This window comes from Candidatus Tectomicrobia bacterium (genome assembly GCA_016192135.1).
In the GTDB taxonomy this organism is placed as follows: Bacteria; UBA8248; UBA8248; order UBA8248; family UBA8248; genus 2-12-FULL-69-37.
In genome coordinates, this window is the sequence record JACPUR010000026.1 from 1 (window position 1) to 15206 (window position 15206).

13 protein-coding genes and 1 tRNA gene are annotated in these 15206 nt (G+C 66.9%); all 14 read left to right on the top strand.

Features of this window, described 5'->3' with window-relative positions; translation table 11 throughout:
• On the top strand, positions 1 to 140 hold a 140-nt coding region (tuf, locus tag HYZ11_11830; GenBank protein ID MBI3128287.1), incomplete at its 5' end, for an elongation factor Tu.
• Positions 141 to 162: 22 nt separating this feature from the next.
• A tRNA-Trp gene (locus HYZ11_11835) sits at positions 163 to 238 on the top strand.
• 23 nt (positions 239 to 261) lie between these two features.
• Positions 262 to 477 carry a preprotein translocase subunit SecE gene (gene secE / locus HYZ11_11840; GenBank protein ID MBI3128288.1) on the top strand — a complete coding sequence of 72 codons (216 nt, stop codon included), beginning with the start codon at positions 262 to 264 and terminating at the stop codon, positions 475 to 477.
• Between the two features lie 14 nt (positions 478 to 491).
• The gene (gene nusG / locus HYZ11_11845) at positions 492 to 1022 is read left to right on the top strand and encodes a transcription termination/antitermination protein NusG (GenBank protein ID MBI3128289.1); all 531 of its coding nucleotides are present in this window, start codon (positions 492 to 494) and stop codon (positions 1020 to 1022) included.
• A 43-nt stretch (positions 1023 to 1065) separates the two neighbouring features.
• A complete protein-coding gene (gene rplK, locus HYZ11_11850) occupies positions 1066 to 1497 on the top strand; it encodes a 50S ribosomal protein L11 (GenBank protein MBI3128290.1) in 432 nt (143 codons plus the stop codon).
• Between the two features lie 68 nt (positions 1498 to 1565).
• Positions 1566 to 2270 carry a 50S ribosomal protein L1 gene (locus HYZ11_11855; protein MBI3128291.1) on the top strand — a complete coding sequence of 235 codons (705 nt, stop codon included), beginning with the start codon at positions 1566 to 1568 and terminating at the stop codon, positions 2268 to 2270.
• A 13-nt stretch (positions 2271 to 2283) separates the two neighbouring features.
• On the top strand, positions 2284 to 2850 hold the full coding sequence (locus HYZ11_11860; GenBank protein ID MBI3128292.1) for a 50S ribosomal protein L10: 567 nt from the start codon (positions 2284 to 2286) through the stop codon (positions 2848 to 2850).
• Positions 2851 to 2952: 102 nt separating this feature from the next.
• Positions 2953 to 3330, top strand: coding sequence for a 50S ribosomal protein L7/L12 (gene rplL, locus HYZ11_11865; GenBank protein ID MBI3128293.1), 378 nt, complete (start codon positions 2953 to 2955; stop codon positions 3328 to 3330).
• 91 nt (positions 3331 to 3421) lie between these two features.
• Complete coding sequence (gene rpoB, locus HYZ11_11870) at positions 3422 to 7468, top strand: DNA-directed RNA polymerase subunit beta (protein ID MBI3128294.1); 4047 nt, start codon at positions 3422 to 3424, stop codon at positions 7466 to 7468.
• Between the two features lie 75 nt (positions 7469 to 7543).
• Entirely contained in the window at positions 7544 to 11758 is a 4215-nt protein-coding gene (gene rpoC, locus HYZ11_11875; protein ID MBI3128295.1) for a DNA-directed RNA polymerase subunit beta', read from the top strand.
• 259 nt (positions 11759 to 12017) lie between these two features.
• A complete protein-coding gene (locus HYZ11_11880) occupies positions 12018 to 12389 on the top strand; it encodes a 30S ribosomal protein S12 (protein ID MBI3128296.1) in 372 nt (123 codons plus the stop codon).
• A 27-nt stretch (positions 12390 to 12416) separates the two neighbouring features.
• Positions 12417 to 12884: a 30S ribosomal protein S7 gene (gene rpsG / locus HYZ11_11885; GenBank protein ID MBI3128297.1), complete on the top strand. Its 468-nt coding sequence runs from the start codon at positions 12417 to 12419 to the stop codon at positions 12882 to 12884.
• 19 nt (positions 12885 to 12903) lie between these two features.
• Complete coding sequence (fusA, locus tag HYZ11_11890) at positions 12904 to 15012, top strand: elongation factor G (protein MBI3128298.1); 2109 nt, start codon at positions 12904 to 12906, stop codon at positions 15010 to 15012.
• Positions 15013 to 15068: 56 nt separating this feature from the next.
• Positions 15069 to 15206 (top strand): elongation factor Tu (gene tuf, locus HYZ11_11895; GenBank protein MBI3128299.1); only part of this gene is annotated, 138 nt, incomplete at its 3' end.

Genomic DNA, 15206 nt, shown 5'->3' on the forward strand with positions numbered 1-15206 from the left:
AGATGGTCATGCCCGGGGACAACGTGGCGCTGACGGTGGATCTGATCACGCCCATCGCCATGGAGAAGGAGCTGCGCTTCGCCATCCGCGAGGGCGGCCGCACCGTGGGCGCCGGCGTCGTCTCCGAGGTGGTCGAGTAGCGGGTTTGGAGGAATCTTTCGCAGGCCAGTGGCTCAATTGGTAGAGCACCGGACTCCAAATCCGGCGGTTGGGGGTTCGAGTCCCTCCTGGCCTGCCAGGCCTTTTCCCGGCGGAAGGACGATGACGGCCAAGGTGATGGATTGGTTCCGGCAGGCGCGGCAGTTCCTGCTGGACGTGCAGGGCGAAGCCAAGCGGGTGACGTGGCTCGACCTGAAGCAGACGGCCGCCCAGACCGTCCTGGCGCTGGTATTCGTGTTCGTCGTGGCGCTGTACCTGGGCATCGTGGACCTGGCGCTCTCGCGCATCATCAACTATCTCCTCAGGCTCGGGTTCTAGGCGGAGGCCGGGTAATGAGCACCAAGCAATGGTACGTGGTTCACACCTACTCGGGCTTCGAGAACAAGGTGCGCCTCAGCGTCCAGGAGCAGTTCCGGGCCGCCGGCCTGGAGGAGAAGCTGGGGGACATCGTGGTCCCCACCGAGCAGGTGGTCGAGGTGAAGGGGGGCAAGAAGCGCACCAGCTCCCGCAAGTTCTTCCCCGGCTACATCCTGATCGAGATGGAGTGCGACGAGAACACCTGGTACCTCGTGAAGAACACCCCCAAGGTGACGGGCTTCCTCGGGGGGAACACGCCTTCGCCGCTCAGCGACGCGGAGGTGCAGAACGTCGTCAAGCAGATGCGGGGCGAGGTCGAGAAGCCGAAGCCCAAGGTGGAGTTCGAGAAGGGGGAGAACATCCGCGTCGTCGACGGCCCCTTCGTGAACTTCACCGGGGTGATCGACGAGGTGCACCCCGACCGCGGCAAGCTCAAGGTGATGGTGAGCATTTTCGGGCGGACCACGCCGGTGGAGCTCGAGATGCTCCAGGTGGAGAAGGTGTAGGGAGCGCCCTCACGGCGGGGCGGCTCCCCAGCGAGGAACCGAGATGGCGAGCAAGAAGGAAGCGGTCGCCAAGGTGAAGCTCCAGATTCCGGCGGGCCAGGCCAACCCGGCCCCCCCGGTGGGGCCCGCCCTGGGCCAGCACGGCGTCAACATCATGGAGTTCTGCAAGTCCTTCAACGCCCAGACCCAGGGCCAGGAAGGCACCATCATCCCCGTCGAGATCACCATCTTCGGGGACCGGAGCTTCACCTTCATCATGAAGAGCCCGCCGGCCTCCATCCTTCTTAAGAAGGCGGCCAGCCTGGCGAAGGGCTCCAAGGAACCCGGGCGCACCGGCGTGGGCTCGGTGACCCGCAAGCAGGTCGAGGAGATCGCCGGCATCAAGAAGGCCGACCTCAACTGCTCCGACCTCGAGGCGGCCGTGAAGATTATCTCGGGCACCGCGCGGAGCATGGGGATCGAGGTCAAGGACTAGCCGCCGCAGTTCCCATCGAGTGGGAGGCGCCCCCCGGGGGCGCCGCATGGACCACGGAGGATTCGGATATGTCACAGCACAGCAAGAGGTTCCGGGAGGCCGGCAAGAAGGTCGACCGGGAGAAGTTCTACCCCCTCGACGAGGCGGTGACCCTCGTCAAGGAGCTGGCCAAGGCCAAGTTCGACGAGACGGTCGAGATCGCGGCCAAGCTCGGGGTGGATCCCCGCCACGCGGACCAGATGGTCCGCGGCAGCGTGGCGCTGCCCCACGGGCTCGGCAAGTCCGAGCGGGTGGTCGCCTTCGCCAAGGGGGAGAAGGTGCGCGAGGCGAAGGAGGCCGGCGCGGACTTCGTGGGCGCCGAGGACCTGGTCGAGAAGATCCAGGGCGGCTGGCTCGACTTCGAGCGCGTGGTGGCCACCCCGGACGTGATGGGGCTGGTCGGGCGCCTCGGGCGGGTGCTGGGCCCCCGGGGGCTGATGCCCAACCCCAAGTCGGGCACGGTTTCGTTCGACATCGGCCGGGTGGTCAAGGAGATTAAGGCGGGCAAGGTGGAGTACCGCACCGAGAAGGCCGGGATCATCCACGCGCCGGTGGGCAAGGCCAGCTTCCCGCCCCAGGCCCTGGCCGAGAACATCCAGGCCGTGGTGGACGCCTTGGTCCGGGCCAAGCCCTCCACCAGCAAGGGCGTCTATTTCAAGAGTCTGACCGTATCGAGCACCATGGGGCCGGGGGTGAAGGTGGACCACCAGAGCCTCCTGGCCTCGCTGAAGTAGAGGAGCGCCTCCGATGGCGACGGCGGTCAAGAAGGGTAGGCTGGCCGGGGGCTTGGCGCCCCGGCCGGAGAAGGTCGAAAAGCTCGGCGTGCTTCGGGCGAAGCTGGAGAAGTCGTCCTCGGTGGTCCTCTTCGACTTCCGGGGGCTGACGGTGGCCCAGATGACCACCCTCAGGCGCCGCGGCCGCGAGGCCGGGGTGGAGCTCTCCGTCATCAAGAACACCCTGCTGAACCGGGCGGTGGAGGGGACCCCGTTCGAGGTGGTACGGGCGAAGCTGAACGGCCCGGTTTCCATCGCCACGACGGCGGGGGACCCGGCCGTGCCCGCCAAGGTCCTCAAGACTTTCCTGAAGGGCCTGCCCGCCGGCCAGATCCGGGGCGGGGCGATGCTGGACGGGAAGTTCCTGGAACCCGCTGAAATCGAAGCGATTGCGGACCTCCCCTCCCGCGAGGTGCTGCTCTCCCAGATGCTGGGGGCGCTGAACGGGGTGGCGGCGGGCCTGCCGCGGGTGCTCAACGCCCTGCTGCGGAAGCCCCTGTATGCCTTGCAGGCGATTGCAAAGTCGAAGGAAAAGGAGTAAATAGAGAAGTTTGCCCCTGTGGGGGCACCGGGCGGATTTGTGCGTCTTTTGGGTGGCTCCGCGGAGCCGATGAGCAACCCGAACGTTTAAAGAAAGGGCAGAATGGTGGCGACCAAAGAAGAAGTGATCACCTTCATCGAGAACATGACGGTCCTGGAGCTCAGCAACTTCGTGAAGGAGCTTGAGGAGAAGTTCGGCGTATCCGCGGCCGCCCCCATGATGATGGCGGGCCCCGGCATGGCCGGCGCCGCTCCGGCAGCCGAGGAGAAGACGGAGTTCTCGGTCATCCTCAAGGCGGTCGGCGCGGAGAAGATCAAGGTCATCAAGGTGGTCCGCGAGCTGACCAGCCTCGGCCTCAAGGAGGCCAAGGATCTCGTCGAGGGCGCTCCCAAGCCCGTCAAAGAGGGAATCTCCAAGGACGACGCCGACGCCGCCGCTGCCAAGCTGAAGGAGGTCGGCGCTGAAGTGGAGGTCGCTTAGGCTCACCCCCCGAGTGCTGATCCTTGTCGGCGCCTGGAGGTGTCTCCGGGCGCCGTGGCAACTGGAATCGCCCTCAAGGAGGTGAGCCATCATGGCATCAACGAACGGATTGAATGGCCGCCGCGTCCGCGAGGACTTCGCCAAGATCCCCGCGGTCATCGATATCCCCAATCTCATTGACATCCAGCTCGCCTCCTACGAGCGCTTCCTGCAGTGGGAGGTGAGGCCCTCCGAGCGCCGCCAGGACGAGGGTCTCGAAGGGGTGTTCCGGAGCGTCTTTCCCATCACCGACTCCTCGGAGACGCTCGTCCTCGAGTATCTCGGGTACGAGATCGGCATATGGGAGAGCGGCGGGGTGGAGTACACCGGCCTCGGCGGGCCGGGCATCCGGGATGACAACGGCGTCGAGGTCTTCTGCCGGCAGAAGCACGAGGCGGACGAGTGCCGCCAGCGGGGCATGACCTTCGTCGCCCCCCTGCGGGTGATGCTGCGGCTGACGACCTACGAGAAGGACGAGACGACCAAGGAGCGGCGTGTCCGCGAGGTGAAGGAGCAGAAGGTCTATCTGGGCGAGGTGCCCCTGATGACCGAGAACGGCACCTTCATCATCAACGGCACCGAGCGCGTGGTGGTGAGCCAGATGCACCGCTCGCCCGGGGCCTTCTTCAGCGCGGACAAGACGAAGCCCTCGGCCAAGTCCGCCTACACGGCCCGGCTGATCCCCTACCGGGGGAGCTGGCTGGACTTCGAGTTCGACAGCAAGGATCTCCTCTACGTGCGCATCGACCGCCGGCGGAAGCTGCCGGTCACGGTGCTGCTGCGCGCGTTCGGGCTCTCGAAGGACGACATCCTCAACTCCTTCTACCAGAGCGAGGACGTCCTCTACGACCCCAAGCGGGGGGTCTTCTACAAGAAGATCTCCGAGCTCATGGTGAACCAGCGCATCTTCGAGGACATCCTCATCCCGAAGACCGGCGAGCTCATCCTCAAGGCCGGGCGCAAGTTCACCCGGGCGGCCCTGCGTAAGATGCAGGCGGCCGGCATCGAGACCCTCGACCTGAAGGACGAGGAGGTGGTGGGCAGCATCATCGCCCAGCCCATCGCGGGCCCCGAGACGGGCGAGGTGCTCTTTGACACCAACACCGAGGTGACCTCGGACGTGCTGAGCGCCCTGCGGGAGAAGAAGACCGCCCGCGTCCCGACGCTGTTCGTCTCGGGCGTGGGCACCGACCGCACCATCCGCGACACGCTGACGACGGACAAGTGCGACGCCCCCGAGGACGCCCTGGTCGAGATCTACAAGCGGCTGCGGCCCGGCGACCCGCCGACGCGGGAGACGGCCCGCAACCTCTTCGAGAACCTCTTCTTCAACGCCAAGCGCTACGACCTCTCGCGGATCGGGCGCCTGAAGCTCAACACCAAGCTCGGGCTCAACCTCCCGCTCGACCAGCGCACCCTGACGGTGGACGACGTGATCGCCGTGGTGCGCTACCTCATCGAGCTGCGCCACGGGCAGGGGACGGTGGACGACATCGACCACCTGGGGAACCGCCGCGTGCGCTCGGTGGGCGAGCTGCTGGAGAGCCAGTTCCGCGTGGGGCTGGTGCGCATGGAGCGGGCCATCCGCGAGCGGCTGAGCATCCAGGACGCCGAGGCCGTCTCGGTGCGGGACCTCATCAATTCGAAGATGATCACCGCGGCCATCAAGGAGTTCTTCGGGTCCAGCCAGCTCAGCCAGTTCATGGATCAGACGAACCCCCTCTCCGAGATCACCCACAAGCGGCGCCTCTCGGCCCTGGGCCCCGGCGGCCTCACCCGCGACCGGGCCGGGTTCGAGGTGCGCGACGTGCACCCGACCCACTACGGGCGCATCTGCCCGATCGAGACGCCTGAGGGCCCGAACATCGGCCTCATCGCCAGCCTCTCCACCTACGCGAGGGTGAACCAGTACGGCTTCATCGAGACGCCGTGCCGCAAGGTGGTGAACGGCCGGGTGACGGAGACCGTCGAGTGGCTCTCCGCCATCGACGAGGACAAGTACAAGATCGCCCAGGCGAACGCCGAGGTGGGCCCCGATGGGATGCTGGTGAGCGAGTTCGTCTCGGCGCGCACGAGCGGGGAGTTCGTGATGGTCCCCCGGGACCAGGTGGACTACATGGACGTCTCGCCGAAGCAGCTGGTGAGCGTCGCCACCTCGCTCATCCCCTTCCTCGAGAACGACGACGCCAACCGGGCCCTCATGGGCTCGAACATGCAGCGCCAGGCCGTGCCCCTGCTCCGCCCCGAGGCTCCCTACGTCGGGACGGGCATGGAGGCCGTCGCCGCGCGCGACTCGGGCGCGGTCATCCTGGCCCGGTGCGACGGCGAGGTGGTGGGCGTCGAGGCGAGCCGGGTGGTCGTCCGGGCCGACAACCCCGAGGCCGACCGGCGCTCTCCGGGCGTCTACATCCACAACCTGGTCAAGTACCGCCGCTCCAACCAGAACACCTGCATCAACCAGAAGCCCATCGTGCAGGTCGGGCAGAAGGTGAAGAAGGGCGAGGTCATCGCCGACGGCTTCTCGACCGACCAGGGCGAGCTGGCGCTCGGGCGGAACATGCTCGTCGCCTTCATGCCCTGGAACGGCTACAACTTCGAGGACGCCATCGTCATCTCCGAGAAGGTGGTGAAGGAGGACATCTACACCTCCATCCACATCGAAGAGTTCGAGATCGAGGCCCGCGACACCAAGCAGGGCCCCGAGGAGATCACCCGCGACATCCCCAACCAGAGCGAGGAGGCCCTGCGCAACCTCGACGACAGCGGCATCATCCGCATCGGCGCCCGCGTCAACGCGGGCGACATCCTGGTGGGGCGCATCACCCCCAAGGGCGAGACCCAGCTCAGCCCCGAGGAGAAGCTCCTGCGCGCCATCTTCGGCGAGAAGGCCGGCGACGTGCGCGACTCCTCCCTCCGGGTACCCCCCGGCATCGAGGGCACGGTGGTCGAGGTGCGGGTCTTCTCCCGGCGGGGGACCAGCAAGGACTCCCGCGCCCTGGCCATCGAGGAGGCCGAGGTCGCTAAGATTGAGAAGGATTACGGCGACGAGATCCGCATCCTCCGCGAGGAGGCGGACAACCGGCTCCGCGCCCTCTTCCTCGGGAAGGCGGCCGCCGCCCGGGTCGCCCATCCCAAGACGGGCGACACCCTGGTCACCAAGGGCGCCGCGCTCGACGGGGCCTCCCTCGCCGCCCTCTCCGGGCAGGACCTCCAGAAGATCCCCGTGGCGAAGGAGGTTGCGGCCCAGGCCTCCGACACCGTGGCCCGCATCGAGGAGCAGATCCGGCTCCTCGAGAGCATCCGCGAGGAGAAGATCGCCAAGCTCCAGCGCGGCGACGAGCTCCCGCCGGGCGTGCTCAAGATGGTGAAGATCTACGTGGCCATGAAGCGCAAGCTCCAGGTCGGCGACAAGATGGCCGGCCGCCACGGCAACAAGGGCGTCGTCTCGATCATCGTCCCCGAGGAGGACATGCCCTACCTCGAGGACGGCACCCCCATCGAGATCGTCCTGAACCCCCTGGGCGTACCCTCCCGGATGAACGTGGGCCAGATCCTCGAGACCAACCTCGGGTGGGCGGCTCACGTGCTGGGCAAGCATTTCGCCACCCCGGTCTTCGACGGGGCCACGGAGGAGGACATCGTCCGCCTCATGAAAGAGGCGGGGGTGCCCCCCTACGGGAAGACCGCCCTCTACGACGGGCGGTCGGGCAGCCCCTTCGAGCAGGAAGTGACGGTGGGCTACATCTACATGCTGAAGCTCCACCACCTGGTGGACGACAAGATCCACGCCCGGTCCACGGGCCCCTACTCCCTCGTCACCCAGCAGCCGCTGGGCGGCAAGGCGCAGTTCGGCGGCCAGCGGCTGGGCGAGATGGAGGTGTGGGCGCTCGAGGCGTACGGTGCCGCCAAGACCCTGCAGGAGATCCTCACGGTCAAGAGCGACGACGTGACCGGGCGCACCCGCATGTACGAATCGATCGTGAAGGGCGAGAACCTGCTCGAGGCGAACCTGCCCGAGTCGTTCAACGTGATGATGAAGGAATTGCAGAGCCTGTGCCTCGATGTCGAGCTTATCGAGAGCGGCGAGGCGCCCCGGTAGGGGCTGGTCGGGCGGACCTCTGCCGCCTCGGGTTCAATCCCGCCCCCACGGGATGATCCCCAAGGAGGGATTGCATTGGACAGCGTGCTGAATCTTTTCGAGAAGCCCAAGGATCCCGTCTCCTTTGACGCCATCCGGATCCGGATCGCCTCTCCCCACACCATCCGCGCGTGGTCGTCGGGCGAGGTGAAGAAGCCGGAAACCATCAACTACCGCACCTTCAAGCCGGAGCGCGACGGCCTGTTCTGCGCCGTCATCTTCGGCCCCGTGAAGGACTACGAGTGCCTCTGCGGCAAGTACAAGCGCATGAAGTACCGCGGCGTCGTGTGCGAGAAGTGCGGCGTCGAGGTCATCTCCTCCAAGGTGCGCCGGGAGCGGCTGGGCCACATCGAGCTGGCGAGCCCGGTCTCGCACGTGTGGTTCTTCAAGGGGCTGCCGAGCCGCATCGGCAACCTGCTCGACATGACGCTCCGCGAGCTGGAGCGTATCCTCTACTTCGAGAACTACGTCGTCGTCGACCCTGGCAAGACGGGCCTCAAGAAGCTGAGCCTCTTGACCGAGGAGCAGTACCGCAAGGTCCAGCAGGAGTTCGACGAGGACGACTACAAGGTGGGCATCGGCGCCGAGGCCATCCGGGAGCTCCTGGTGGCCCTCGACCTCGACGCCCTCTCGGCCCAGCTCAAGGAGGATATCCGCGAGACCTCCAACCTCCAGAAGCGCCGCAAGCTGATCAAGCGACTCAAGGTGGCCGACGCCTTCCGCACCTCGGGCAACCGGCCGGAGTGGATGATCCTCGAGGTCATCCCCGTCCTCCCGCCCGAGCTGCGGCCCCTCGTTCCCCTGGACGGCGGGCGCTTCGCCACGAGCGACCTGAACGACCTCTACCGCCGCGTCATCAACCGCAACAACCGGCTGATGCGGCTCCAGGAGCTCAAGGCGCCCGACATCATCATCCGCAACGAGAAGCGCATGCTCCAGGAGGCCGTGGACGCCCTGTTCGACAACGGGCGCCGGGGCCGCCTGCTGCGGGGGCCGAACCGCCGGCCGCTCAAGAGCCTCTCGGACATGCTCAAGGGCAAGCAAGGCCGCTTCCGCCAGAACCTGCTGGGCAAGCGCGTGGACTACTCGGGCCGCTCCGTCATCGTCATCGGGCCCGAGCTCAAGTTCAACCAGTGCGGCCTGCCCAAGAAGATGGCCCTCGAGCTCTTCAAGCCCTTTATCTACAACCGCCTGGAGGAGAAGGGTCTCTGCGCCACCATCAAGGCGGCCAAGAAGATGGTCGAGGAGGAACGCCCCGAGGTCTGGGACGTGCTCGAGGAGGTGGTGAAGAACCACCCCGTCATCCTCAACCGCGCCCCGACCCTGCACCGGCTGGGCATGCAGGCCTTCATGCCGCTCCTGGTCGAGGGCAAGGCCATCCGCATCCATCCGCTCGTGTGCGCGGCCTTCAACGCCGACTTCGACGGAGACCAGATGGCGGTCCACGTGCCCCTCTCGGTCGAGGCGGTCGAGGAGGCGCGGGTGCTCATGCTCTCGGCGAACAACATCCTCTCGCCGGCGAACGGCATGCCCCTCGCCGTCCCCAGCCAGGACATCATCCTGGGTTGCTACTATCTGACCAAGCCCCGCGCCGGCTCCAAGGGCGAGGGCCGCGTCTTCAGCAACTCGGCCGAGGCCCGCGTGGCCTATGACCAGGGCGAGGTGGGGTTGCAGGCGCGCATCCGGGTGCGGCTCAGGGGCGAGCTGGTTGAGACCACGATCGGCCGCGTCCTCCTCCACGAGATCCTGCCCGAGAACGTGCCCTTCGAGGCGCTCAACCGGACCATGGACAAGAAGGCCCTCACCCGCCTCGTGGCCGTCTGCTACGAGAACGCGGGCCGGGCCCGCACCGTCCGCTTCCTGGACGACCTCAAGAACCTCGGCTTCAGCCAGGCCACCCAGGCCGGCATCTCCATTTCCATCGACGACATGAAGGTGCCCGACCGCAAGCGCGACCTCATCGAGCTCGCTCGAAAGGAAGTGCTCTCGGTGGAGAGCGAGTACCGCGACGGCCTCATCACCGACGGCGAGCGCTACAACAAGATCATCGACATCTGGTCGCACGTGACCGAGGAGGTCTCGACCGAGATGTTCCGCGTGCTCGAGACCGAGGACGAGGTCGCCATGAGCGGGACGGCGGACCTCACCGCGCCGGCCCAGTTCAACCCCATTTACATCATGGCCGACTCCGGCGCGCGCGGTTCGACGGCGCAGCTCCGCCAGCTCGGCGGGATGCGCGGCCTCATGGCCAAGCCCTCGGGCGAGATCATCGAAACCCCCATCACGGCTAATTTCCGGGAGGGGCTCTCGGTGCTGCAGTACTTCATCTCGACCCACGGTGCGCGCAAGGGCCTGGCCGACACGGCGCTCAAGACGGCCAACAGCGGCTATCTCACCCGGCGCCTCGTGGACGTGGCCCAGGACATCATCATCACCGAGGACGACTGCGGCACCCTCAACGGCATCGACATGAGCTCCTTGGTCGAGGGCGGCGAGATCATCCAGACCCTCGGCGAGCGCGTCGTGGGCCGCATCGCGCTCCAGGACATCAAGGACGCCTTCACCGGCGAGGTGCTCTGCTCCGCCGGCCGGGAGATCAACGAGGAGCGGGTGCGGGCCATCGAGAACGCGGGCGTCGAGCGCGTCACCATCCGCAGCGTCCTCACCTGCGAGGCCCGCACCGGAGTGTGCGCCAAGTGCTACGGCCGCAGCCTGGCCACGGGGCTTATGGTGGAGGTCGGCGAGGCGGTGGGCGTCATCGCCGCCCAATCCATCGGCGAGCCCGGCACCCAGCTCACGATGCGCACCTTCCACATCGGCGGCACGGCGACCCGGGCGTCCGAGCAGAGCACGGTCGAGGCCAAGCGGGCGGGGTTCGTCAAGTACATCGGCCTGAAGGTGATCCAGAACAAGAAGAGCGAGCTCATCAACATGAACCGCAACGGGATCATCGCGATCTCCGACGAGACGGGGCGCGAGCGCGAGCGCTACCCGGTGGTGTACGGCGCCGTGGTGAAGGCCCGCGAGAACTCCAAGGTAAGCGAGGGAGAGAAGCTCCTCGAGTGGGACCCCTACACCTTCTCGGTCATGACCGAGCGGGCGGGCCACGTCTCGCTGGTGGACGTCATCGAAGGCGTCACCATGCAGGAGGAGATCGACGAGGTCACCGGCCTTTCGCGGCGGGTCATCATCGACCACGCCGACGAGAAGCGGCAGCCGCGCGCAGTGCTCTACGGCGAGGGGAGCGAACAGCTGGCTGTTTTCCCGCTGCCCGCCGGGGCCCACATGAACGTCAACGAGGACGACTCCATCCAGCCCGGCGACGTGATCTTCAAGATCACCCGGGAAACCTCCAAGACGAAGGACATCACGGGCGGCCTGCCGCGCGTGGCGGAGCTCTTCGAGGCGCGCAAGCCCAAGGAAAATGCCGTGATCTCCGAGATCAACGGCACCGTGAAGTTCGCCGGCACCCTCCGCGGCATGCGGCGCGTCCTGGTGGTTTCGGACACGGGCGACGAGCGCGAGTACCTCATCCCCCGCGGGAAGCATGTCAACGTGCAGGAGGGCGACTACGTCCGGGCGGGCGAGCCGCTCATGGACGGTGCCGTCAACCCGCACGACATCCTGGCCGTCCTCGGCGAGAAGGAGTTGCAGAACTACCTGGTGAACGAGGTCCAGGAGGTCTACCGGCTTCAGGGCGTCAACATCAACGACAAGCACATCGAGGTCATCGTCCGCCAGATGCTGCGGCGGCTGGAGATCATCGACCCGGGCGACACCGATCTGGTGGTGGGCGAGCAGGTCACCCGCGAGCTGTTCCACCGGCGCAACCAGGAGGCGATGAACGAGGGCAAGCGGCCGGCGACGGGCCGCCCCATCCTCCTCGGCATCACCCGGGCCTCGCTCTCCACCGACAGCTTCATCTCGGCGGCCTCCTTCCAGGAGACCACCCGGGTGCTCACCCAGGCGGCCGTCTCGGGCAAGGTGGACTACCTCCGGGGCCTCAAGGAGAACGTGATCATGGGGCGCCTCATCCCCGCGGGCACGGGCGCCCGGCTCTACCAGGGCGTCGAGCTCCTCTCGCCCGAGGTGGAGCTTGCCCCGGCGGCCGAGGAGGTGGCGGCCGTGGTGGACGAGCCGGACGACGAGGAGGATATCGTGGACGAGGACGAGATCCCCGGGGAGGAAGAAGAAGGGGAGGAGGACCGCAAGGCTCCGGCCTCGGGCGCCGGGGAGGCCTCCTCAGAATAGGGTCCGGAAACAGCGGGTTTTTCGGCCGGCGGCAGTTGACAACCCCGCCGGTCCGTATATAATCCGCACCTTCGCTGCGGGGATCGGGGCTCGCCTCGATCCCCCGCTTGCCATAACTGGTTGATTTTAAAGGAGATGATTCCTCTGCTGTAGGGAACACGTAGCAGGAGCCTCCCGACCGCCCGTGCCGGGCAAGGAACCGTTCCGCTGCTTCCCACGCAGTGAATCGCCCGTTCGGTTTTTTGCCGGGGAGGTGCCTGTGCCCACCATCAGTCAGCTAGTCCGCAAAGGGCGCGAGAAGGTCCGGTCGAAGACGGACAGCCCGGCCCTCCGGAACTGTCCGCAGAAGCGGGGGGTGTGCGTCCGCGTCTACACCACCACCCCCAAAAAGCCGAACTCCGCGCTCCGCAAGGTGGCCCGCGTCCGGCTGACCAACGGGATGGAGGTCACCACCTACATCCCGGGCGAGGGCCACAACCTCCAGGAGCACTCGATCGTCTTGATCCGCGGGGGCCGGGTGAAGGACCTGCCGGGCATCCGCTACCACGTCGTCCGCGGGACCCTGGACAGCGTCGGCGTCGAGAAGCGCCGGAAGAGCCGCTCCAAATACGGGGCCAAGCGGCCCAAGTAGCCGGGAAAAGAGGGAGAAGCCGCTCCGATGGCCAGGCGCAAGCGAATCACGAAACGGACCGTCCTTCCCGATCCGAAGTACAAGGACCGGCTCGTGACCAAGTTCATCAACGCCCTGATGTACCAGGGCAAGAAGAGCCTGGCCGAGCGCGTCTTCTACGGCGCGATGGACATGGTCGAGGATAAGATGAAGGAAGACCCCCTCAAGGTCTTCAAGCGGGCGCTGGACAACGTGAAGCCGGCCCTCGAGGTGCGCTCCCGCCGCGTCGGCGGCGCCACCTACCAGGTGCCGGTCGAGGTGCGGCCCGACCGCCGCACCACGCTCAGCATCCGCTGGCTGATCGAGAACGCCCGGAGCCGGGACCGCCGCATCGCGAACGGCCTGGCCGCCGAAATCGTGGACGCCGCCAACAACACGGGCGGGGCCGTCCGGGTGCGGGAGAACACGCACCGGATGGCCGAGGCGAACAAGGCGTTCGCCCACTACCGCTGGTAGCAGTCAAGGGGAATTTGCCGTGCCGAGAGAAGTAGCGCTCGAGAGAGTCCGGAACATCGGCATCATGGCCCACATCGATGCCGGGAAGACGACCACGACCGAGCGCGTCCTCTATTACACAGGCCGCACGCACAAGATGGGCGAGGTTCACGAGGGTGCCGCTACGATGGACTGGATGGCGCAGGAGCAGGAGCGCGGCATCACCATCACCTCGGCCGCGACCACCTGCCGGTGGCGGGAGCACACCATCAACATCATCGACACCCCCGGCCACGTGGACTTCACCGCCGAGGTGGAGCGCAGCCTCCGCGTGCTGGACGGCGCCGTCGCCGTCTTCTGCGCCGTGGGCGGGGTGGAGCCCCAGAGCGAGACCGTCTGGCGCCAAGCCGAGAAGTACGGGGTGCCGCGCATCGTCTTCATCAACAAGATGGACCGCACGGGGGCCGACTTCTTCGCCGTGGTGGAGCAGATCGAGAAGCGCCTCGCCGCCGCCCCCCTGCCCGTCCAGATCCCGGTCGGCGAGGAGGAGAACTTCGTCGGCATGGTGGACCTCCTCTCCATGAAGGCCCGCATCTTCACCGACCCGATGGGCGCCACCTTCGAGGAGCGCGACGTCCCGGCCGAGGCGGCCGATAAGGCCGCCGAGTGGCGCGAGAAGCTCGTCGAGGCCCTCGCCATGACGGACGAAAGCCTCATGGAGCGTTACCTGGAGGGAGAGGATCTCCCCGTCGAGGACCTCAAGGCGGCCATCCGCAAGACGACGCTGGCCGGCGAGGGGGTGCCCGTCCTGTGCGGCGCGGCGTTCAAGAACAAGGGCGTCCAGCTCCTGCTCGATGCCATCGTCGACTATCTTCCCTCGCCGCTGGACCTGCCGCCGGTGAAGGGCAAGATGTCGGCCGACGAGCTCGAGGCCGGGAAGACGCCTCCCGAGCGCAAGCCCTCGGATGACGAGCCCTTCTCGGCCATCGCCTTCAAGGTAATGACCGATCCCTACGTGGGGCAGCTCGTCTTCCTGCGGGTGTATTCGGGCGTGCTGACGGCGGGGAGCTCCGTGCTCAACACCATCACGGGCCGGGAGGAGCGCGTCGGGCGCCTGATGCGGATGCACGCGAACAAGCGCGAGGAGATCAAGGAGGCCCGCGCTGGCGACATCGTCGCCGCCCTGGGCCTCCGGCAGGCGAAGACCGGCCATACCCTCTGCGCCGCCGCGCATCCCATCCTCCTCGAGTCCATCGACTTCCCCGAGCCGGTCATCTCCATTGCCATCGAGCCCAAGACCAAGGCGGACCAGGACAAACTGGGTACCTCGCTCGCCCGCCTGGCGGACGAGGACCCGACCTTTCGGGTCCGCACCGACGAGGAGACGAGCCAGACCATCCTCTCGGGGATGGGCGAGCTCCACCTGGAGATCCTGGTGGACCGGCTCACCCGTGAGTTCGGGGTGGCGGCCAACGTGGGCAAGCCGCAGGTGGCGTACCGCGAAACCATCCGGGCCGAGGCTCACGCGCGCGGGCGCTTCGTCCGCCAGACGGGCGGCCGCGGCCAGTACGGCGACGTGGAGCTCACCGTCAAGCCGCTCGTGGCCGGGACGGGCTTCCAATTCGTCAACAAGATCGTGGGCGGCGTCATTCCCAGGGAGTACATCCCGGCCGTGGAGCAGGGGGTACGCGAGGCCATGGAGAACGGCATCCTGGCCGGCTTCCCCATGGTGGATGTCGAGGTCACCCTTCACGACGGCTCCTACCACGACGTGGACAGCTCCGAGATGGCTTTCAAGATCGCCGGCTCGATGGGCTTCAAGGAGGCGGTCAAGAAGGCGAGGCCCGTTCTCCTCGAGCCCATCATGGATGTGGAGGCGGTCTGCCCGGCCGAGTTCCTCGGCGACATCATCGGCGACCTCACCTCCCGCCGGGGCCGCATCCGCGAGATGACCGAGCGCGCGGGCGCGAAAGTGGTCGCCGCCTGGGTTCCTCTTTCCGAAATGTTCGGCTATGCCACCGACATCCGCTCGATGACGCAGGGCCGGGCCACCTACACCATGCAGTTTGGCCGTTACGAAGAGCTGCCCGCGCAGCTTGCCGAGGAGTTGAAGGCGCGGGTCGCCGGGATGGCTGCCCAGACCGCATAGGCAGCCCAGGCCCCTCATGCGGGGCCCTGGGGAACTGAAGAGGGAGAATTTCTGCCATGGCGAAGGCGAAGTTTGAGCGGACGAAGCCGCACGTGAACGTAGGGACGATCGGGCACGTGGACCATGGGAAGACGACGCTGACGGCGGCGATCACCAAGCGTTTGGCGGAGAAGGGGCGGGCCAAGTTCGTTCCC